Origin of the sequence: Limnochorda sp. L945t (assembly GCF_035593305.1) — a bacterium.
GTDB lineage: Bacteria > Bacillota > Limnochordia > Limnochordales > Geochordaceae > Carboxydichorda > Carboxydichorda subterranea.
In genome coordinates this window covers 469,504-489,417 of the sequence record NZ_CP141615.1, presented here as the reverse complement: position 1 = coordinate 489,417, position 19,914 = coordinate 469,504, and the positions used below count along the sequence as shown (strand labels likewise).

Here is a 19,914-nt window from a genome sequence, read left to right as displayed (position 1 = left end):
CCGAAACGGCCCTACCGCCCGTGTGGCTCATGGGACATCGACCCCGCTCGGATGGAGGGCCAGGGCCGGTTCGACGGTGACCACGAGATCGTCCCGCGCGACCTCCCGCTCGCCGAGGATCCAGCGTACCCCCGCCCGATAGGCCCCCGGGGCCAGGGGGCCCGGCCAGGGCAGGCGGGCTACCCTCACTTCTCCCGCGTCCACCGGCCCCAGCAGGACCGGGTCTTGCGCCGTCCGGGCCCCATCCCGCTCGATGTACCACTCGAGCTGCGGCGCAAGCGTGTGAGGACTCCGGTTGTGCACCGAGGCCACGAGCGTCATGCTGCCGTCCCGGGAGGGCCTGAGCTGCAGGCTCACAGCACCGTCGACCCCGGCGAGGCGATACGGTGCATCGACCGTCAGGCTCGCGGTGGCTCCGCCGGCCTTTCCTGCGCCCCGGGTGCCGGCCAGGCTCGCCGATACGCGGTAGACCCCGGCAGGGAGCAGGTCGGGCTGCCAGCGGGCCCGGAGGAGCCGCACCGCGCCGGGGTAGACCGTCGCGGGACCCATCAAGAGCGCTGCCTGAGGTCCTCTTCCTGCCCCAGGCCCCGACTCGGCCGTGATCACGCTCTCGATCACCGCCTCGGCGTCCGTCCCGCCGTCGTTGCGCACTCGGGCAACGATCTCCACCGGGTCCCCCTCTTTGCTCTGCTCCGCCCACACCGCCTCGATGGAAAGCTGCGGACCGCGCGCGGGACGGGCACGGCGCACTCCCACCAGGACGACCACCCGGAAGGTACCCAGGGGAGCCGGCACCTGTACCAGCACCGCGCTGTAGATGGCCGACTCCGGCACCCGCCGCACCGAAAGCCACAGCGTCTCCTGCTGGCCGGGGGCAAGTACGCGCTCGGTCCACTCCGGCCCGAGGTACTCCCGGGCGCGGGCCAGGTGCCCGGGCTCCTCCAGGACGACGGGCCGCCCTTCAGGGGAATGCGTTAGCATAGCTATCCCCACGCGCACGGGCAGCGGCGTGTCACCCCGGTTACCCACGAAGATGGGCCCGACTCGCTCCCCGGCATGGTCCACGACCGCCGTCACCGTCAACGGAGTGACCCTCAGCAAGGCCCGGCAGGGCTGCTCGATCCCCGTCACCAGGCCAGCGGCCGCCAGGAGCGTCACACAGAGCCACCATGGGCACCTTCCGGCGAACCGGTACGGCATCATGTTGCCCCGTGCCCTCCTTCCCAGAGCCCTCACGGGACGGGTCGCGCCAGGGTGAACGTCACGTCCATCGTGAGCGTCTCGCCCACCCTGTCCTCGTAGGACGGCACGTACACGAAGGTCACGCCGACCTGCCTCCCCCCGCTCCCGGTCGGCAGATCTCCTCGAGCGACCCCTTGTGCCGAGGTGGTCAGCGTCCTGGCCTCTCCGCCGTCCACACGGAACTGCATCGAGCCTGTGGCCGGGACCGCGCCGGCGGTCTTCGGCCTGTCGCTGTGGCCCTTCACCGTAAGATCCCAGGGTACGTTGGACCTCACCACCACCTGGAGGGTACCGCCCCCCGGGGAGGGGGAACCCGGCGCCACCGCCCACGCAATCGGGCCTTGTGGGCTCACCTCGAGCTCCATCGCCTCCTGAATCGTTACCTGGAGCTGGACCTGGCGATCCATCGCCAGAGCACCCCCCGTCGCTGCTACCAGGGCCGCCAGGACGGCCACGCCGACCAGCGCCACGACGGTCGTGCACCGGTCGAGTGACGGCCTGATGCTTCCTGTTGGATGAGCGGATGCCCGTACGGGCCCCATGAGCCTCACCACCCCGTCTTGTCGTTGCCTGCCGGCTCGGGCCCGGCCCGCAGGCATGGGAGAACGTGTATAGTCTATCTGACCGATCGCAGGACTGTCACCCGCCCTACAACACGACGGCCGGGAACCCCCCTCGGGTCCCCGGCCCTCATCGTCACCACGCACCCTTGCTTTGCCCCGGCCTCATCCGGCCGATCGGGGCCGGCCGTGCGCCCCCTCGATCGCCCCCGCCCGGCCTCTCTGCCCCCCGGCCCCGAACGCCACCTCCGAAGCGGGACGCTTCAGGTACCCTGCTCCCACCCCGAGAGGTAGCGCCGCTGCTCCTCGGTGAGCGTGTCGATGCGCACGTGGAGGCTCTCCAGTTTGAGCCGTGCCACCTCGCGGTCGATCGCCTCCGGCACCGGATAGACACCCGGGCGGGGCATCTCTGCCTGCCGGGCCAACCACTCGACCGACAGCGCCTGGTTGGCGAAGCTCATGTCCATGACTTGCGCCGGGTGCCCCTCGGCAGCGGCGAGGTTGACCAGCCTGCCTTCCCCGATCACCCGGATGCGCTTGCCACCCGGCAGCTCCCATTCGTCTACCGACGGCCGGACCGCCCTCGGCCCCTTTGCCATCTGGCGCAGGGTCCGGACGTCCACTTCCACGTCGAAGTGGCCGGCGTTGGCCAGGATGGCGCCGTCTTTCATGCGCAGGAAATGCGGCTCCGTGATGACCTGAGTATCGCCCGTGGCGGTGATGAAGAGGTCGCCTTCTGCCGCCGCCTCCAGCATCGGTTTGACCTCGTAACCGTCCATGACGGCCTCGAGGGCCCGCAGCGGATCCACTTCGGTCACGATGACCCGCGCTCCCATGCCCCTGGCCCGCATGGCGATCCCCCGGCCGCACCATCCGTACCCTGCCACCACCACCGTGCTGCCTGCCAGCAGCAGGTTGGTCGCCCTCAAGACGCCGTCGATGGCGGACTGGCCCGTGCCGTACCGGTTGTCGAAGAGGTGCTTGGTACGGGCATCGTTGACCGCCACGATGGGGTACCGGAGCTTCCCTTCCTCCGCCATCGCCCGCAGGCGGATGACGCCGGTCGTGGTCTCCTCCGTGCCGCCCCGCACCCCTGCCAGGAGCGACGGCTGGTGGGTATGCAAGGTCGTCACCAGGTCGGCCCCGTCGTCCATGGTCAGGTTGGGCCCGTGCTCCAGGGCCTGGCGGATGTGCGCGTAGTACTCGTCCTGGCCCACGCCGCGCCGGGCGAACGTGGGGATCCCGTACACCTCGTTGAGAGCCGCGACCACGTCGTCCTGGGTCGACAGCGGATTGGAGGCGCTGAGACGCACCTCGGCGCCCCCGGCCGCCAGGGTTCTCACCAGATTGGCCGTCTCGGTCGTCACGTGCAGGCAGGCCGAGATGCGCACCCCTGCCAGGGGCCGCCTCTCAGCCCATTGGGCCCGGATTCGCGCCAGCACCGGCATGAACGCGTCTGCCCACTCGATGCGACGCCGTCCGAGCTCGACTTGCTCCGCAGGGAACGATGGCATGGCTGCCGGTAGCCTCTTTCCTTGCTGGTTTGGGGCGGCTCCTGGCCTCCTGGCGGCCGCCGGTTGCGCCAGCTAACGCCCGGCACCTCGTTCGTCTGCTGCGGCGGCGGCCGCCCGGGCCGGGGCCGCCGCCTGGCGTTCGTACTCCGCCGCCGCCCGGCGCAGAGCATCCACCAGGTCGATGCGTTCCCACGGCAGGTCGAGATCGACGCGACCGAAATGCCCGTACGCTGCCAGTGGCCGGTAGATCGGCCGCCTCAGGTCGAAGCGCTCGATGAGCGCCGCCGGGCGCAGGTCGACGAGCTGCTTCAGCCGCTCTTCCAGCAGGGCGTCGGGCAGCCGCCCGGTCCCGAACGTATCCACTCCCACCGAGATGGGCCGGGCCACGCCGATGACGTACGCGATCTGCACCTCGCACCGCCGTGCCAGCCCGGCGGCCACGACGTTCTTGGCCAGGTAGCGGGCCGCGTAGCTCGCCGTACGGTCGACCTTGGTGGCGTCCTTGCCCGAAAAGGCGCCGCCCCCGTGGCGGCTCATGCCGCCGTACGTGTCGACGATCAGCTTGCGCCCCGTCATCCCGGTGTCGGCCTGGGGGCCGCCCACCACGAAACGGCCGGTCGGGTTGATGAAGATCCGGGCCTGCGGCGACAGCAGCCCGGCCGGGATGACCGCGTCGATGACGTGCCGGCGGATGTCCGACCGGAGCCGCTCCAGAGCGACGTCGGGCTCGTGCTGCGCCGAGACCACCACTGCCGTCACAGCCACCGGGCGGTCGTCCTCGTAAGCGACGGTGACCTGGGTCTTGCCGTCGGGACGCAGGTACGGGAGCACCCCTTCCTTGCGCACCCGGCTCAACTGCCTCGCCAGCCGGTGGGCGAGCACCGTGGGAAGGGGCATGAACTCCGGCACCGTCTCGTCGGTCGCATAGCCGAACATGATGCCCTGGTCGCCGGCCCCCAGCGCCCCGTACGGGTCGGCGCCCGCCGCTCCGGCCCCGTCTCGGGAGGCTCCTTCTTCTCGGCTCTCCCAGGGCCGGTCGACGCCCTGGCGAATGTCCGGCGACTGCTCCTCCACGGCCAACAAGACGCTGCAGGTCGCCCCATCGAGCCCGTAGCGCCCATCGTCGTAACCGATGTCCAGGATGGTCTTCCGGGCGATCCGGGGCATGTCGACCCGGGCTCGGGTCGTGATCTCTCCCATGATGAGAACCATCCCGGTCTTCGTGGCCACCTCGCAGGCGACCCGGGCGTCGGGATCCTGCTCGTAGATGGCGTCCAGGATCGCGTCGGCGATCTGGTCGCAGACCTTGTCGGGGTGTCCTTCCGTCACCGATTCCGACGTGAACTCCCGGCGGCGGGGCGCCTGAGCGGCGCCGCCACCCTGCGTCTGCATGGCGCGTGCCTCCCTTGCCTCGCGCGTGCTCCGGGCGAAGTGCTCCGGTGCTTGGTACGATGGTCACGGCGCACCGAAGGCAAAAAAAAGCGCCTCTGCTCCATTACAGGAAGAGGCAAGAGCTTGGAAGCTCTCATCTCCCAGAATGGAACACCATTCTGCGGGAATTGGCACCGCACGCCGCACCGACCCGGCGACGCCGGTTGCCGGGCTTCATCGGGCCCGTCCCTCCGCCGCTCTCGATAAGAGCCAGAAGCACGCTTTTTCGCTTTTTCAGCGGGATCATGTTAGCATGGCCTTTCGAAACCCGTCAAGGAGCATGGGCGAGCCGCTCGAAAAGACGGGCCCAGGCGACCATCCCACGACGCAGGCTCGAGATGCGGAAGAACTCGTCGGGTGCGTGCACCGGCTCATCGGGAAGCCCGAAGGCGAAGGTCACCGTGTAGGTGCCCAGCTCCCGCAGGAAGATGTCGTACAGCGGCACGGTCCCTCCCGACCACAGCAAGAGCGGCTCACGCCCGTAGACCTCCTGGAGCACGTCCGAAGCGGCCCGATTGCCCCAGTGGTCGACCGGCATGGCGTAAGGGCGCGCCAGGCCCTCCATCCGGCGCACCCGCACCTCGACTCCCCGAGGCGCGTGGCGCTCCACGTGCGCCTCGATCCGCCGCTGGATCTCCACCGGATCCTGGTCCTTCACGAGCCGGCACGTGAGCTTGGCGTGCGCCTCCGAAGGGAGGACCGTCTTGACCCCTTCGCCCGTGAACCCGCCCCAGATGCCGTTGATCTCCAGCGTCGGCCGGGCGCCTTGCCGCTCCAACGTAGAGTACCCGGGCTCGCCGAAAAGCTCCCGCACGCCGATGGCCTGGCGATACGCCCCGTCGTCGTGCGGCACCATGGCCATGTAGCGCCGCTGCTCCGCGGAAAGGGGCTCCACCCGGTCGTAGAACCCTTCCACCAGGACGTGCCCGTCCGGAGCCCGCATCGAGGCCAGGAGTTCGACGAGAGCGTGGATGGGGTTTTGGACCGTGCCCCCGTACGTCCCCGAATGCAGGTCGCGGGCCGGTCCTTTCACATCGATTTGCACGGCACAAAGCCCTCGGGTACCCAGCGTGAGCGAGGGTCGTTCCTCCGAGAACTGGCCCCCGTCCGCGCTCACCACCAGGTCGCAGGCGAGACGGTCCCGCCTCCCGGCGACGAACTCGGCCAGGTGGGGGCTGCCGACCTCCTCCTGCCCCTCGAAGATGAACCGCACGTTGACCGGCAGCCCCTGCCCGCCCTGCAGCCACGCCTGGGCGGCCAGGATCGGGACCATCATGTTGCCCTTGTCGTCGGAGGCGCCCCGGGCGTAAATCCGGTCCCCTTCCACCCACGGTTCGAAAGGAGGCCGCGTCCACAGCTCCACCGGGTCGGCCGGCTGCGTGTCGAAGTGCCCGTAGACGAGCACCGTCGGTCGCCCGGCGGGCGCGTGCAGCCAGTCGCCGACGACCACCGGGTGGAGAGGGGTCGGCAGCACCTCCACGTGCTCGATGCCGGCTCGTTGCATCCGCCGGGCCACCCACTCGGCCGCGCGGCGCACGTCGTCGCGGTGCTCGCTCAGCGCGCTCACGCTCGGTATGCGCAAGAAATCGATGAGCTCATGGACGGCCTGCTCTCCGAGCCGCTCCAGGTGCGCTCGCACTCCGTCCGGGATCCGTGCGGGTCTCTCCATCGTCGCCACCCCTTCGACCGCTGCCTTTGTCGCCTCACGCCAGGCTACACGGGCCGCCTCGCCACTCAGCCCAGCACCTCGGGATTGACGACGTGCGCGGGGCGGCCGCCGCCGAGGGCCGTGACGAGGTTGGTGGCCGCCATCTCGGCCATACGGGAGCGGGTCTCCTTACTGGCGCTCGCGATATGGGGCAACACCACCACGTTGGGAAGCCTGGCCAGCCCCGGCGCCATGGCCGGCTCGTTTTCGAAGACGTCGAGACCGGCGCCCGCCAGCCGCCCTTCCTCGAGGGCCCGCACCAGGGCCGCCTCGTCGACCACCGGCCCCCGCGACGTGTTGATCAGGAAGGCGGTGGGCTTCATGAGCGAGAGGGCCCGGGCATCGATGAGGTGGTGCGTCCTGGGGTTGAGGTCCACGTGCAAGGTGACGAAGTCGCTTTCGGACAGGAGCTCGTCGAGCGGGCGGTACGCGACGCCGAGGCGGGCCTCCTCCTCGCCCGGCCTGCGCGCGACGTCGTGGTACAAGACCCGCATGCCGAAACCCGACGCGCGGCGCGCCACCGCCTGGCCGATCCGGCCGAAGCCCACGATGCCCAGCGTCTTGCCGTAGACGTCGGTGCCGAGGAACAGCGTGGGGGACCATCCGTTGTACTTGCCCGCCCGCATGAAGGCGTCCGCTTCCACGACGCGGCGGGCGACCGCCATGAGCAAGGCCCAGGCCAGGTCGGCCGTCGTCTCGGTCAACACCCCCGGGGTGTTGGTGACCACGATCCGCCGGCGGGTCGCCTCCTGCACGTCGACGTTGTTGAAGCCCACGGCGTAGTTGGAGACGACCCGCAACTGCGGCCCCGCCGCATCCATGACCTCGGCGTCGATGCGGTCCGTGAGCAAGGTGACCAGGCCATCCCGTCCCCGGACCGCCCGGAGCAGCTCCTCCCGGGTGAGCGGGCGGTCGTGCGGGTTGACCTCCATGCGACAATGCTGCTGGATGATCGACATGCCCGGCTCCGGGAGCCGGCGCGTCACGTACACGTCGTACTCGCCCATATCCTGCACCCGCCCCTTCGCCTCAACGTGCTGGCTCCCGGGCCTGCTCGAAGGCTCCAGAAGCTGCCTGCAGGAGCAGCCCCAGGTCGGTCGCCACCGAGACCAAGGCGAACCCTTCCCGCACCCGCCGTTGAGCCTCCTCCGGCCCCCTGGCCATGTAGCCTGCCGCGATCCGCGCAGCCTTCGCCGCGTCCAGGATGCGCGCCACGGCTGCCCGGTAGTGAGGATGTTCCCACTGCCGGAAGATCCCCAGGCCGGCCGAGAGGTCGTTGGGCCCGATGAAGAGGAGGTCGACCCCAGGAGTCGAGGCAATCGCCTCGACGGCCTCGAGGGCTACCGGCGTCTCCACCTGGACCCCGACGAGCACCTCCCGGTTCCAGGAGGCAAAGTACCGATCCATCTCGAGCCCGTACCGGCTCGCCCGGGTGCCCGCCACGCCCCGGATCCCCTCCGGAGGGTAGCGGCAGGCCGCCACCGCCCGGCGGGCCTCTTCGGCGCTGTTGACCAGGGGCACGAGCACCCCCATCGCTCCCCGGTCGAGGGCTTTCTTGATCAACGCCGGGTCGTTGGCGGCCACCCGCACCAGGGGCACCACCGTCGAGGAGGCGGCGCGGATGGCCCGGATCATGTCCTCCGCCGTCTGCTCGTCGATGGCCCCGTGCTCGGTGTCGATCAGGAGCCAGTCCGGCTCGAGGCCGGCCAGAGCTTCGGCCACCACGGGCGACGGGATGCTGAGCCACGTCCCTATCGCGGGCAAACCTTGCCGGAGACGCTCCTTGACAGGGTTGGGCAAGGATCCAGCCTCCTCTCCCTCATCCGGGCGACCCCCGCCGCGTCACGCGACGACCAGGCGGCCGCCCCACCAGCGTACAGGGGGGAGGTCCCTCACCGACAACAGCCCGGGCGGGGCCTCCATCACGGCAGGGATGGCGTTGGTCACGGCGGCGACGGTGGCGGTATCGCCGGAGATGCCCTCGGGGATGACCACGTGCACGGGAGGCTCCCCTTCGACCCGCACCTCGTCGAAGGAGGCGGACTCGACCGGGGAGGGCGCCAGGTGTTGGGGCCGCAGCGCCATCCACAGCTCCAGCCGCACCCGTTCGCGCCCGTCCTGGTAGCCTGCCGCGGTCTGGAAAAGCCCCTGGACCTGGCCAGGCTGCACGTGCACGTGCTCGGTGACGATGGGCTCGTCGGCGACGATCGGCTCGACCTGTTGCTCGATCCGGTCGAGCCTCCATCCCAACCCGGCCGCCACGAGAGCCACCGACTCGGGCAGGCCGACGTGGCCCATCCGGCCTTCTCGCACGAGCCGGCGGAACTCCTCGGGGCTCGTGCCGGATCCGATCTTCCGCTGCAACGGCTCACGCCGCCGGGAGGCGTCCACCACCCGCCGGGCAACGACGCGGTCGACCCGGGTGCAGACCCCGGTCAGCAAGAGGGGCAACAGGTCCATCACGAACCCCGGATTGACGCCGGTACCGAGGACGGTGACCCCGGCGTGGCGCGCCGCCCGGTCCAGCGCACGGGCGGCCTCGGGATGGTGAAACCACGGCCAGGCCAGCTCCTCGCACGTCGAGACCACGTGCAGTCCGCTCTCCACCAACCCGACGAGCTGGGGCAGCACCTGCTCGAGATGCGAGAGGGTGGAATGGAGCGCTACCGAGGCGCCTCGGGCGTCCTCCTGGCGCAACTCGGGCACGACCTTCACGCCGAGGGGGTGGGTACCCGCCACCTCCCCCGCGTCGCGCCCCTGCAACTCCGGCGCCGGGTCGACCGCGGCCACCACGTGCACGCCGTCCAGCACGGCCAGGCGCCGCACGATGGCTCTGCCGATGTGGCCCAGCCCGACCTGCACTACGCCGATTGACGGCCCGGGGGACGGCCGCCCGGCCGGTTGCCCTTCCGTCATCTGCATCTGCGTTCGGTGCCTCCCTTGCGTGGAGCCGGAGCACTCCCGGACGCTGTTTCGGCGCCTGCGGGAAAGCCCCTGCACTACCGCAGGCGCCCGTTCACGAGGAGTCTCGCCCTCCCGCCGGCGGAGATCGAGAGATCGCCACGCACGTGGCGTCCCACGGAGAACCTGGCTCCGGCCTCCCACACGGGGCGCGACGAAGGGCCGCCTGCGGCGGCGCTCGCCACCTCGAACTCGGGGATGCCGTCGACGAGGGCAGACCAGCGGCTCGCCTGCTCGACCTGCCCCGTCCACACCGACAGTCCCACGCGCACCTCCGCCCACGGCGTGGCCTGCCAGCTGACGAGGGCAGGCACCACCACTCCGCTCCACCGATCGCAGACCTGGCGCCTCTCGCCCGCAGGCTCCGGACCCATCGGAAGCGGCGCCACGTTCTCCCGGTACAAGGAGATCTGCCCTGGGGCCATCACCTCTTCGAACCACGCCTCTCGCCTCACCCAGCCGGCGCCTACCCGGGCCTGCCACGCCGGGGCCGGTCGCCAGACCAGCGCGGCGCCGAGGTCGACGTGGGAGGCCGAGGCCCTCAGGTTGCCGTTCCGTTCCACGACGCGCACGTCGATGCCGTCGGCGATGCGTTCCACCTCCGACGACGGGCCTGTCTGGTGCTGCCAGCCGGCCATCGAAGAGACCAGCACCTGCAACGAAGCGGACGATCCTCCGGGCCACCCGCACGCGACGCCCGCCCGGGCGGCGGTTCCGGACGTCGACCAACCGTGGTGCACCTCCCGGAGACCCTCCCCCGGCAGGGCAGATGCGGAGCCGGTCAGGCGGACCGACGTGCCGTCGGCTCCGCCCGTCTCCAAGGCGAGGTGCAGCGACGTGCCGAAGCGCGGCGCTCCCGCCGCCACCGTGGCGCCGAGCAAGGTTGCCTGCCGGGCCTGCCGGCCGGACTGCAGGGCTGGCGACTCACCCTGCACCGGGGGAGGCGCAAGCCAGGGCAACTCCCCGATCCCGCCGGTGCTGCCCAGGAGGGCCCCGGCTTCCCACACGAGGGTTGCCGTGTCGCCGCCGGCTTGCGGCGCCAAGGGTAGCGCTGCCTCGATGCCCAGGCCGAGCGGCGGGGAGGCCAGCCACGCTGCTGCCGGCGATCCAGGCGGGGCCTCGCCCGCCATCGCCCACGACGAGCCGTGCCAGGGCGTGAGCCCTTGCGCGAGGCTGCCGCCGGGTCCGAGCCCGATCGAGGCCAGGGCCAACCCCAGGGCCGTCGCGCGCACGCGAACCGTGAAAGATGGTCGAAAGAGGGATGGCATGAGGATAGCGAGCTCCTTCCAGGTATGGTAGGGCGTACCAGCCTGCCTACCTGGATACGGCGCCCCCTCCCTTACGTCCTCTCGTCGCTCGCCGGAGCAGGGGCCCACGAAGACAGGGCGAGGGCCGGTGCCGGCACCGGCCCTCGCCCTGCTCGTCTTGACCTGTCCGCTGCCACCGGAGCGACCTGGCGTCGTCAGGTGATGGCTGCCTTCCTGCCCCGCCGGCTCAGCTGAATGTATCGCAGAATCAACCGATCCAGCTCATCGTGCAACTGGGGGTTCTCCTCGTAGGTGACCCCCACCCCAGCGTAAAGACGTGTCCTGAGTTCCTCGATCCGTCGCTTCACTGACTCCGCTTCGCTCAGCCTCTCTTCGCTGCGGTCGCTTGCAGTCACCCCAACCCCTGCCCTTTCAGAGCCACGGGGCAGAGCGAGGACCGCCAGCCATGCCGGGGCAGCAGAAGGTCAACAACCGGCCGTCCCTCCGTGCGGACGCAGTCGGCCTGCATCCCCCCATCCTGTTGCTTGATACTCTTTTGCATCAACCTGCTCTTTCCTCTCTTCTTCGACGAGAGCCCTCCCGACAGGAGGGTCGTCGACCGGCGCGGAAGTGGCAAATACCGGGTGATCGCATTGCTCCGGGGAAAGGGTGACCCCTTTGACCGCGACCCGACGCACGGAGCGCTCCGTCGCCCTTGCGGTCGTCACGCTCGTTACGATACTTGCGATCACGGGATCCGCCCGCTGCGCAGCGCCGGCCGATGCCTTCCTCCGCTCCCCTTCCCCCAGTCCCCGGGCCGAAGCCATGGGAAGTACGGGGGCGCCAGGCGACGATCGGCTGGCCGCCCTCTACTTCAACCCCGCCGCCCTGGCCGGCGGAGGATTCGCCGTGACGGTGGCCACCGGGGCGGCCGCCCTCACCACTCCTTCCGGTCCCTCGTGGGATCCGGCCGGTCAGCTGCAGCAGATCCAGCGCCTCCTCGACCGGCCCGACACGACCGCGACCCCGCTGGCGGCGCGCCTTTCCACCATGGCGGGCATCGGCTGGCAGGGGTCGGCGCTGGCCCTGATGGGTCAGGGCACCGCCCGGGTGGAGGATGGCCCTTCGGGTCTTTGGGGGCAGGTGCGGGTCCTGTCGGCCATCGGCCTGGGCGCCGGGTGGCAGGTGGATGCTCCGTGGCTTCCGGCCCGCGGCCTCGAAGGGTTCGTGGGGACGGCGCTGCGGGTGCTGCAGGTGCGCCAGGCCCGAAAGGAGACCGGCGATGCGGCCTGGCAGGCGCTCACGGGGTACGGGTACGCCTCCGACCTCGGGCTGCTCGTGCGCTGGCGCCGTTTTCTCGAACTGGGCCTCGCGGCTCGGGACGCGGCAGGCAGCGTGGCCTGGCAGGGCGCCGGGGGAGCGAGCGTCGGCACGACGAGCTGGCTTTTCCCGGCTGAAGGCCTGACCGTGGACGTGGCCCTCATCGGCCCCCCCGTCGCGGCTGCCCGCTGGCAGGGGGACGGCTCTTGGGGGGTCGGCGTCGAGCAGCCCGTCTTCGGAGGGGTCGTGGCGCTGCGGGCCGGTTACCGCAAGGACGCCGTGCTCGGCCGCGCGAGCTCGGCCGGCGTGGGCCTGCGAGCCGGGCCTGTGCGGGCAGACGTGGCCGTGGTCATCCCCGAGACCGGCTCGGACCTCACGCTGACGGCGGGGGCTGGTCTGAAGTTTTGACGGGCGGCGGAGCGCCGCGCGGCTTGGAGCAGGTGATGCGCCCCTTGCCGGCCTGCTTCGAGGCGTACAGGGCCCGGTCCACGCTCCACATGAGATCGGTGCCCGTCTCGGCGCACTCGGGATAGCTCGCCACGCCGGCGCTGATGGTCGTGTACACCTTCTCGCCCGACTCCGTCACCAGGGGGGTGGATGCGACCGCCGAGACGATGCGCTCGGCGACGCGCGTCGCTTCGTCCATGCGGGCCTCCGGCAGGATGACCACGAACTCGTCGCCGGCGTAACGGGTCACCACGTCCCCTGCCCGTACGCGGGTGCGAATGATGTCGGCGAGCAGGTTGAGGAACCGATCGCCCACCAGGTGCCCGTAGCGGTCGTTGACCTGTTTGAGGTCGTCCGAGTCGAACATGATCAGGCTCAACGGTCGCCCGGAGCGCCTGCAGCGGGCCAGCTCCTGCTCTAGGGTCTGCTGCAGCATCCGGGCATTGCCCAGGCCGGTCATCGGGTCGGTCAGGGCCAGCTCCGCGGTACGCTCGTACAGGCGAGCGTTTTGGACGTAGACCGCGGCCTGCCCGGCGATGGTGGCCAGGAGCTCGAAATCTTCGGTCGTATAGGCCCGAGGCCGGTAAGACTGGGCGGAGATGGTGCCCAGCACCTTCCCCTCGAGCGTCATGGGAACGATGATGACGGACAGTGGCTCCTCCGGCGCGCCGATGATCCGCTTGCCCGGCACCGGGCGGGCCATCTCCTCCGGGCCACGGTTGAGGAACAGGGGCTTACCGGTCCGCACCACCTCCGCGGTGGGGCCCTCGTCGGCCGGGTACCGCTGGGCCGGGTACCGCATCCCCTTGTCGTAGATGAACGCCGCATGCAGCAGCTGGTGCTCTGCCTCGTAGAGCGCGATGATGAACGCGTCCGCGGACATGACCCGGGAGACCTCCCGGTGGATCGTCTCGAACAGCGGCTCCAGCTGCATCGGGCGCGCCATGGCCCGCGTGATCTCATGGAGGGTCGCCAGGTGCCGGGCTCGCTGGCGGCTCTGCGCCTCGGTCCTGGACGCCAGACGGCCGGCGAGCCACGCCTGCAGGACGGCGGCCCCCGTCCACAGCCCCAGATGGAGCCCTCGGTAGTGAGCCACGGCCGTCCCGTTGCCGGCTCCCAACCACGCCTCCAGCCCCAGGAGCATCCATGCCCCGAGCACGGGCCCCCACGGGCGGGCGGGACTCAAGCGCAGCCCCCACGTGACGCCCCACAGCATCAGCCCGAGGGCCGCAGCCTCCGGGGCAAACGAGGCGGGCACGAGGCGGGCGCCGCCGAGGATGCCAGCCAGGCTCGCGGCGGCGGCTCCCCATTCCCACGCGGCGTTCCTGGTGCGAATGCCCGCCCACGCCAGCAGACCCGCCAGCGCGTATCCGGCGGCTACCACCAGCGGTGCAGGTCGCCCCTGGGCGGCCACCAAGAAGAGGGCCAGCACCGCCGTCGCCTCGCCGGCCAGGGCGCGCCAGTGCTCACGCCCGTCCGGTGGGGACGAGCGCCCGCCAGCACAACGACTTGATCCCCCGGCCGCTTCAGCGTTCATCGGCCAGGATCCGGTCGGCGACCGCCTGCCTGCACTCCTCGGGGACGTACAGGTTCATCGCGCTGCGAGGCCTGGTGGCGACAGTACGAATGATCGCGCTCATCCGCGAGATCTCCTGGAGACGTCCAAACTCGTCCAGCGCGTAAATCGGCGCCTTGGCCGGCGGCTCACCTCCTTCGGTGTAGAAGTCGTACGCTACGTCCGACGTCCGGTCCACCAGGCAGTAGTAGTGGGGATTCCATCCTTTGCCTGCCACCACCTGCCTCGCCTGTCGCAGGCACTCGGGGTCGATGGCGGGCCGGGCCTGGCGAAAGACCGGCTTGAGCAAGCGCCGGTGCAAGAAGCGGGAGGCCATGTCCGACAGGATGGGATCCGGATGCCGTGCCCACGTCTTGAGGGCGAAGAAGACGTCCACGTCGTCGACGGACAGGTACTCGCCCAGGTCTGGCCGGCCTTCGAAGAAGGGCACCAGGGCGTCCGGCACGTCCCTGCCTGCCTCCAGGCGACCTGCGGCCCACAGCTCCCGGGCACGATCCCAGGCCGCCCGCAGCACCAGGTCCTGCGCCCGGGTAGTCTTGTGGAAGTAGACCTGCCAGTACATGTAGTGGCGGGCCAGCACGTATTCCTCGGCCGTGGGGATCCCCTTGTAGGAGAAGACCACCTGCCCCTGCGCCCAGGTCAGGGTGCTGATGAGCCGCTCGAGGTCGAATCGCCCGTAGAAGGCGCCTGTGTACAGCGCGTCTCGCAGCAGGTAGTCCATCCGGTCGACGTCGAGCTGGCTTGCCACCAGATGGTGCAGCCATCGGAGATCCCCTGGGACCATACCCTGCAACAGCCCCACGATGCGGCCCGGAAGCGCGGGGTCCTCCTCTTCCAGCAGTTGCCGCACCGCCGTGGGGCCTTCCAGAATGGCCCGGGTCCACTGCTCGTGCCCCAGGGTGGGGGTCAGCACGCGCTCGAGCCCGTGCGAAAACGGCCCGTGTCCGATATCATGGAGCAGAGCAGCCGTTTTCGCCAGGCGCTCCAGCTGCTCGTCGATGCGGAGGTGGGCCGACTGGCGCAAACGGGCCAGGACCTTGCCCATGATGTGCATGGCGCCGAGCGAGTGGCCGAAGCGCGAGTGCTCCGCACCGTGGTAGGTCCCGGCGGCGGTGCCGAGCTGCCGAAGCCGGCGGAGCCGCTGGAACTCCGGCGTGTCGATGAGGTGCAGGAGCAACGGGTCCTGCACGGCGATGATGTCGTGCACCGGGTCCCGCAGGATCTTTTCGCGCATGCTGTGGGCGGGCCCGTCCCTGCAAGGAGGTTGCCACCATTATACCGCTCCGTGACAACATCCCGACGCGGCGATACCCGTTCGTCAACAAGCTGCTGGTCGGGATCAATCTCATCGTCTTTTTCTACGAGCTGACCCTGGGCCGCCAGTCGAGCCTCTTTTTGTACCAGTGGGGTCTCATACCGGCGCGCCTGTGGGGGCTGGCCGACGGCAACTGGGCACAGATCAGCGCGGCCGGCGTCGCGCTCCCTCCGGCCTGGCTCACCATCTTCACGTCCATGTTCATCCACGCCGGCTGGCTTCACGTCGGCGCCAACATGCTGTACCTCTGGATCTTCGGGGACAACGTCGAGGACCGCCTGGGGCACGGCCGTTACCTGCTCTTCTACCTGCTCGGCGGTACCGCTGCGGCCTTGTTGCAGTCGCTCGTCGCCGCCGGCGCCACCGTGCCGACCGTGGGAGCGAGCGGAGCGGTCGCCGGGGTGCTGGGGGCGTACTGGCTGTTGTACCCGTGGGCCCGGGTGAGCACGCTCGTGCCCATCTTCTTCTTCATCACGGTGGTGCAGATCCCCGCGGGCATCTTCTTGCTCTTCTGGTTCGTGATCCAGATATGGAACGGGGCTCTGGCGGTCACCGCCGCCCCGACCCTGGTCGGGGGAGTGGCGTGGTTCGCCCATATCGGAGGCTTCTTGACGGGGCTCCTGCTGATCAAGTGGTGGAGGGTCGAGCGGCGCCCCCCGCTCCCGTACGGTTGGTGAGCGTCCCGTGCGGCCCGCTTGCGCACGGGGACGAGCCTCGCTAGCATAATGAGGTAGATGCGGTCGAAGTCAGGTCGGCCTGTCGCCTGTTGCGGGGCAGGCCGACCTGACTTTGCACGTGGCAACCAGTGCAACAGACGCTCGGAGGTGCCAGAGGCAGACATGCCGACCTATGAGTACCAGTGCGACCGGTGCGGGCGCTTCGAGGCCTTCCAGGCCATCACCGAGTCTCCGCTCGAGCGGTGCCCGACGTGCGGTGGGCCCGTGCGCCGCATGATCAGCCGCAACATCAACATCCTCTTCAAGGGCTCCGGGTTTCACGTAACCGACTACCGCAGCAGTTCGTACAAGGAAGCCGCCAAGAAAGAGCAGTCCACGGTCAGCACCTCGACCGGCTCCGACTGACGGCGCCGGCTCAAGACTCCGCCGGCGCCGCCCGCCGGTCACGCCGGCTCTACCCCTGGGCTGCGCCGAAGCTGCAGAGCCCGGCGGCGTGCAGGCTCTCCTGGCCGATGGCGTCGACCGCCGTGACCCCGACGTAGACGTCCGCGTCGCGGTCCCAGGGCAGGCCGTCGACCTGGATGTCAGCGGAGCGGGCCGGAAGCGGCACGTCCCCCACCATCCGCAACGGCACGTCACCCGGGAGCCGCACGTAGACCCGGTGGCCCTGCACGTCCGGCTCGCCGCAAGGCGTCCACCCGACGCGCAGCGACCGTTCCGCCGGCAGCGGCTGGCACGTCACCGGATTGGGCGGCAGAGGGATGCCGTCCACGACGGCGTTGACCGAAAGCGTCCCGGCCGCCGGGCTCCAATGCAGCGCCGTCAGCTTGCCCGGCAGCAAGACGAGCCCGTGGCGCCACGGGCTCGTGAGCTGTACGGCGCCGTCCGCCCGGTACAGGGCCACCCGGGCGTCGTAGGTCCCGGGCAGCCGCTCCCGTTGGAACTGCCAGGTAAGCGCGTCGCCCGGCCGTGCCTGTTGGAGCGTGGAGGAGGTCTCGCGCTTGAGGGTGATGCCGGCGCCCGTTACCAGGCCCTGCTCGGGGTAGCCCGCCAGATCGATCGACACCCGCAAGGTGGCCGGCCGCGCCACCGCCCGCACGTCTACCGCCGCTTGCCCCCCGGCCACGATCGTGACGCTCGCGTACCCCCCGTAAGGCACGTCGCCCTCCACGTCGAGCACTTCGGCCCCCACGTCCCACGTCCCCTCGTACACCCGATCGAACCGGAAGCTGTACGTCTGCTCCCCGGCCGCCGCGGACAGCGGCTGTTGTTGTGAGAGGACGTAGGCGTCCTTCACCAGGGTGACCCTCACCCGGTCCATCGGCGGCTGCGCGGGTAAGCTCACCATCGCCTCGGGCGGCACGTACACCGCCACCTGCATGGGCCCGGCCTCCCGGTCGGAAGGGCGTCCGACGAGGGAAGAGAGGAGCCGGCAACCCGAGGCCGCCGTCACGAGCCAGGCCACGACGAGGCCCAGCGCCACCGCCCGAGCGCCAGAAGGGTGAGACATCTGCGGTCGCCTCCCCCAGCCTCTCCTCCGGGGTGGCGACGGGTGCCGGAAAGCCAGGCAGGCTCATTGTGCAGGCAGGCGCTCCCGGACGGCAACGTCCGGTGGAGCCCGTCCCGGACTGCCAGGCTCAGGGCGCCCGGCCGTCGAGGCCCAGCTCGTCCTTGATGCTTCGCATCGCGTCGATTACCGTCTGGATGTGCTCGTCCAGGGGGACGCCGAGCTCCTCCGCCCCCTGGAAAATCTCTTCCCGGTGGACGCCCCGCGCAAAGGCTTTGTCCTTGAACTTCTTCTTGACCGACTCTACCGTGACGTCGTCCAGGCTTTTCGAGGGGCGGACCAGCGCGACCGCCGTGACGAAGCCCGTGAGTTCGTCGCAGGCGAACAGCGCCCTGGCCATGGGCGTGGTGCGCGGGTGGCCGTGATGGCTGTTGTGGCCTAAAATGGCGTCGACGACCTCGGCCGGGTACTGGCGGGCCTTCAGGGCCTCGACCGCCTTCAGGGGGTGGACCTCCAGCTGCGGGAAGCGTTCGTAGTCCATGTCGTGCAGCAGGCCGGCCAGTCCCCACAGCTCCTCGTCGCCGCCGAAACGCCGGGCGTACGCCCGCATGGCAGCCTCCACGGCGAGGGCGTGCTTGATGAGGTTGGGATTTTGGGTCCACTCGTTGAGCAGCCGCCACGCTTCTTCTCTGCTGGGCCGATGGTCGCTGTGCGGGGTGGATGTCAACTTCACGCCTCCTCGACCGCTTTCAGTAAGTAATGGACAGCCCCCCGTCGACGGCCAGCACCTGGCCCGTCACGTACCGGCAGGCCGGTGAGGCGAAGAAGAGCACCGCGCCCGCCACCTCCTCGGGGGTACCCGGGCGGGCCAACGGGATGCGCCGCTCTCCCACGTAAAACCGGCGGAACGCCTCGGTCTCGAAGTCGCTCTCCCCCCGGGCCCTGGCCATCGCCGTGTCGATGAATCCGGGCGCGACGGCGTTGACCACGATGCCGTACGGAGCGAGCTCCACCGCCCACGTCCGCGTGAGTTCGTCGATGGCGCTCTTGGCCACATTATAGGCGGACGACCATCCCACGCCAAACGAGCCGTTGACGGAGGAGACGTTGACCACCCTGCCCGCCCGGCGCGCCCGGACCCAGCGGGCGGCCACGACCTGCGTGCAGTGGAAGGCGCCCGCCAGGTTGTCCTCGACCAGCCCCCGCCACTTCTCGTAGGGAGTCGCCAGGAACTCGTGGGCCTCGAAGGCGCCCGCGTTGTTGACCAGCACGTCGATGGGGCCGAGCGAAGACCATGCCGCCTCCACGGCCACCTCGACGTCGGCTCTCCTGCGCACGTCTCCCGGCAAGGCCACCGCGTGCACGCCGTACGCTTCCGCCTGCCGGGCCACTTCCCGCACCTGTGCGGCGGTGCGGGCCATGACCGCCACGTGGGCCCCAAGGGCGGCGGCCCCCAGCGCCACGGCTCGCCCGATGCCCCGCCCGGCGCCCGTCACCAGGACGACCTGGCCGTCCAGCGAAAACGGGCACTCACGCCCGCCCGCCGAGAGGCCCACCGGGGCTCACCCGCCCCCAGGGGTGCCGCGCATCCCCGTCCGCCCCTGCTCCAGCACCCGCAGCATCGCGTCGTGGATGCGCCCGTTGGAGGCGACGATGTTGACCAGGCGCAGCTGGCGCAGGTCCAGCGCTTCCCCCCGGAAGCCCGTCACCCGGCCCCCGGCCTCCTCGACCAGCAGGATCCCGGCCGCCACGTCCCAGGGGTGCAGGCGGTACTCCCAGAACCCGTCCAGCCACCCCTCGGCCACCCAGCACAGGTCCATCGCCGCCGCGCCGAGCCGGCGGATCCCCTGCGCGGCTCGGGAGAAGTGGTCGAAGTGATCGAGGTTGGTCTCCTCCTCGGCCTCCCGCAGGTCGTAGGCAAACCCCGTGGCGAGCAGGCTCCTGTCCAGCTCCTCGACCGTGGAGACCGTGAGCCTCCGCCCGTTGCGCCAGGCACCCCGGCCCCGGCCGGCGACGTACGAGCGCTCGCTCACCGGCTCGTAGACGGCCGCCGCCTGGAGCTGCCCCCGGTACTCGACCGCCACGGAGACGGCGAAGACGGGAAACCCGTGGGCGTAATTGGTCGTGCCGTCCAGCGGATCCACGAGCCACCGGTGGTCGGCCCCTTCGCCCAGGGCGCCTCGCTCCTCGGTCAAAAGATCGTGGTCCGGATGCCGGGAACGGATGATCTCCACGATGGCAGCCTCGGACCGCCGGTCTCCCTCCGTCACCAGATCCACGGGCCCCTTGAAGCCGATGCCCGCCGCCAGGAACTCCTGCCAGTGCTCCCGCAGGAGCCGCCCGGCGCGCTCGGCCGCCATCCTGGCCGTCTCCATGAACGTCGGGATGTCGTCGGCAAGCTTGGCCACG

General features: G+C 70.4%; 19 protein-coding genes and 1 riboswitch. Of the genes, 3 read left to right on the top strand and 16 right to left on the bottom strand.

Annotated elements, in window-relative coordinates:
* Positions 1-27: 27 nt before the first annotated feature.
* The 10 genes from U7230_RS02305 to U7230_RS02260 form a co-directional block, all read right to left on the bottom strand.
* Positions 28-1,203 carry a hypothetical protein gene (locus U7230_RS02305; protein WP_324717135.1) on the bottom strand — a complete coding sequence of 392 codons (1,176 nt, stop codon included), beginning with the start codon at positions 1,201-1,203 and terminating at the stop codon, positions 28-30.
* Positions 1,204-1,232: 29 nt separating this feature from the next.
* Positions 1,233-1,712, bottom strand: coding sequence for a hypothetical protein (locus U7230_RS02300; RefSeq protein WP_324717134.1), 480 nt, complete (start codon positions 1,710-1,712; stop codon positions 1,233-1,235).
* A 353-nt stretch (positions 1,713-2,065) separates the two neighbouring features.
* Positions 2,066-3,316 carry an adenosylhomocysteinase gene (ahcY, locus tag U7230_RS02295; RefSeq protein WP_324717133.1) on the bottom strand — a complete coding sequence of 417 codons (1,251 nt, stop codon included), beginning with the start codon at positions 3,314-3,316 and terminating at the stop codon, positions 2,066-2,068.
* A gap of 72 nt (positions 3,317-3,388) precedes the next feature.
* On the bottom strand, positions 3,389-4,708 hold the full coding sequence (gene metK / locus U7230_RS02290) for a methionine adenosyltransferase (protein WP_404980544.1): 1,320 nt from the start codon (positions 4,706-4,708) through the stop codon (positions 3,389-3,391).
* A gap of 130 nt (positions 4,709-4,838) precedes the next feature.
* Positions 4,839-4,957, bottom strand: a riboswitch (SAM riboswitch).
* Between the two features lie 61 nt (positions 4,958-5,018).
* The gene (locus U7230_RS02285; protein WP_324717132.1) at positions 5,019-6,416 is read right to left on the bottom strand and encodes a dipeptidase; all 1,398 of its coding nucleotides are present in this window, start codon (positions 6,414-6,416) and stop codon (positions 5,019-5,021) included.
* 65 nt (positions 6,417-6,481) lie between these two features.
* Positions 6,482-7,462, bottom strand: coding sequence for a 2-hydroxyacid dehydrogenase (locus tag U7230_RS02280; protein WP_324717131.1), 981 nt, complete (start codon positions 7,460-7,462; stop codon positions 6,482-6,484).
* Positions 7,463-7,484: 22 nt separating this feature from the next.
* Positions 7,485-8,255, bottom strand: coding sequence for an HpcH/HpaI aldolase family protein (locus U7230_RS02275; RefSeq protein WP_324717130.1), 771 nt, complete (start codon positions 8,253-8,255; stop codon positions 7,485-7,487).
* A 42-nt stretch (positions 8,256-8,297) separates the two neighbouring features.
* A complete protein-coding gene (locus U7230_RS02270; protein WP_324717129.1) occupies positions 8,298-9,377 on the bottom strand; it encodes an NAD(P)H-dependent amine dehydrogenase family protein in 1,080 nt (359 codons plus the stop codon).
* Between the two features lie 77 nt (positions 9,378-9,454).
* The gene (locus U7230_RS02265; protein WP_324717128.1) at positions 9,455-10,684 is read right to left on the bottom strand and encodes a hypothetical protein; all 1,230 of its coding nucleotides are present in this window, start codon (positions 10,682-10,684) and stop codon (positions 9,455-9,457) included.
* Between the two features lie 194 nt (positions 10,685-10,878).
* Positions 10,879-11,079, bottom strand: a complete 201-nt coding sequence (locus tag U7230_RS02260; protein WP_324717127.1) for a hypothetical protein — start codon at positions 11,077-11,079, stop codon at positions 10,879-10,881.
* A gap of 409 nt (positions 11,080-11,488) precedes the next feature.
* Here U7230_RS02260 and U7230_RS02255 point away from each other — a divergent pair, with 409 nt between their 5' ends.
* A complete protein-coding gene (locus U7230_RS02255) occupies positions 11,489-12,391 on the top strand; it encodes a hypothetical protein (RefSeq protein WP_324717126.1) in 903 nt (300 codons plus the stop codon).
* Here U7230_RS02255 and U7230_RS02250 read toward each other — a convergent pair.
* Both U7230_RS02250 and U7230_RS02245 read right to left on the bottom strand, forming a co-directional pair.
* Positions 12,357-13,967: a GGDEF domain-containing protein gene (locus tag U7230_RS02250; RefSeq protein WP_324717125.1), complete on the bottom strand. Its 1,611-nt coding sequence runs from the start codon at positions 13,965-13,967 to the stop codon at positions 12,357-12,359. The genes U7230_RS02255 and U7230_RS02250 overlap by 35 nt on opposite strands.
* Complete coding sequence (locus tag U7230_RS02245; protein WP_324717124.1) at positions 13,957-15,240, bottom strand: HD domain-containing protein; 1,284 nt, start codon at positions 15,238-15,240, stop codon at positions 13,957-13,959. Before U7230_RS02245 ends, U7230_RS02250 begins: the two co-directional genes overlap by 11 nt.
* 161 nt (positions 15,241-15,401) lie before the next feature.
* Here U7230_RS02245 and U7230_RS02240 point away from each other — a divergent pair, with 161 nt between their 5' ends.
* On the top strand, positions 15,402-15,998 hold the full coding sequence (locus U7230_RS02240; protein WP_324717123.1) for a rhomboid family intramembrane serine protease: 597 nt from the start codon (positions 15,402-15,404) through the stop codon (positions 15,996-15,998).
* A 162-nt stretch (positions 15,999-16,160) separates the two neighbouring features.
* A complete protein-coding gene (locus U7230_RS02235) occupies positions 16,161-16,403 on the top strand; it encodes an FmdB family zinc ribbon protein (protein WP_324717122.1) in 243 nt (80 codons plus the stop codon).
* 49 nt (positions 16,404-16,452) lie between these two features.
* On the opposite strand, the gene U7230_RS02230 is transcribed toward U7230_RS02235, so the two are convergent.
* The 4 genes from U7230_RS02230 to U7230_RS02215 all read right to left on the bottom strand — a co-directional run bounded on the left by U7230_RS02230 (position 16,453) and on the right by U7230_RS02215 (position 19,913).
* Positions 16,453-17,508, bottom strand: coding sequence for a hypothetical protein (locus U7230_RS02230; protein WP_324717121.1), 1,056 nt, complete (start codon positions 17,506-17,508; stop codon positions 16,453-16,455).
* A 127-nt stretch (positions 17,509-17,635) separates the two neighbouring features.
* The gene (locus tag U7230_RS02225) at positions 17,636-18,232 is read right to left on the bottom strand and encodes an HDIG domain-containing metalloprotein (protein WP_324717120.1); all 597 of its coding nucleotides are present in this window, start codon (positions 18,230-18,232) and stop codon (positions 17,636-17,638) included.
* A 22-nt stretch (positions 18,233-18,254) separates the two neighbouring features.
* A complete protein-coding gene (locus U7230_RS02220) occupies positions 18,255-19,061 on the bottom strand; it encodes an SDR family NAD(P)-dependent oxidoreductase (RefSeq protein ID WP_324717119.1) in 807 nt (268 codons plus the stop codon).
* A gap of 6 nt (positions 19,062-19,067) precedes the next feature.
* Complete coding sequence (locus U7230_RS02215) at positions 19,068-19,913, bottom strand: inositol monophosphatase family protein (RefSeq protein WP_324717118.1); 846 nt, start codon at positions 19,911-19,913, stop codon at positions 19,068-19,070.
* Between the last annotated feature and the right edge of the window lies 1 nt (position 19,914).

What these genes read in the sequence shown, in the direction of transcription:
- U7230_RS02305 (WP_324717135.1), bottom strand. Translation starts at nt 1,203, where the DNA reads ATGATGCCGTACCGGTTCGCCGGAAGGTGCCCATGGTGGCTCTGTGTG.
- U7230_RS02255 (WP_324717126.1), top strand. Translation starts at nt 11,489, where the DNA reads ATGGGAAGTACGGGGGCGCCAGGCGACGATCGGCTGGCCGCCCTCTAC.
- U7230_RS02235 (WP_324717122.1), top strand. Translation starts at nt 16,161, where the DNA reads ATGCCGACCTATGAGTACCAGTGCGACCGGTGCGGGCGCTTCGAGGCC.
- U7230_RS02285 (WP_324717132.1), bottom strand. Translation starts at nt 6,416, where the DNA reads ATGGAGAGACCCGCACGGATCCCGGACGGAGTGCGAGCGCACCTGGAG.
- metK (WP_404980544.1), bottom strand. Translation starts at nt 4,708, where the DNA reads ATGCAGACGCAGGGTGGCGGCGCCGCTCAGGCGCCCCGCCGCCGGGAG.
- U7230_RS02280 (WP_324717131.1), bottom strand. Translation starts at nt 7,462, where the DNA reads ATGGGCGAGTACGACGTGTACGTGACGCGCCGGCTCCCGGAGCCGGGC.
- U7230_RS02250 (WP_324717125.1), bottom strand. Translation starts at nt 13,967, where the DNA reads ATGAACGCTGAAGCGGCCGGGGGATCAAGTCGTTGTGCTGGCGGGCGC.
- U7230_RS02270 (WP_324717129.1), bottom strand. Translation starts at nt 9,377, where the DNA reads ATGCAGATGACGGAAGGGCAACCGGCCGGGCGGCCGTCCCCCGGGCCG.
- U7230_RS02245 (WP_324717124.1), bottom strand. Translation starts at nt 15,240, where the DNA reads ATGCGCGAAAAGATCCTGCGGGACCCGGTGCACGACATCATCGCCGTG.
- U7230_RS02265 (WP_324717128.1), bottom strand. Translation starts at nt 10,684, where the DNA reads ATGCCATCCCTCTTTCGACCATCTTTCACGGTTCGCGTGCGCGCGACG.
- ahcY (WP_324717133.1), bottom strand. Translation starts at nt 3,316, where the DNA reads ATGCCATCGTTCCCTGCGGAGCAAGTCGAGCTCGGACGGCGTCGCATC.
- U7230_RS02230 (WP_324717121.1), bottom strand. Translation starts at nt 17,508, where the DNA reads ATGTCTCACCCTTCTGGCGCTCGGGCGGTGGCGCTGGGCCTCGTCGTG.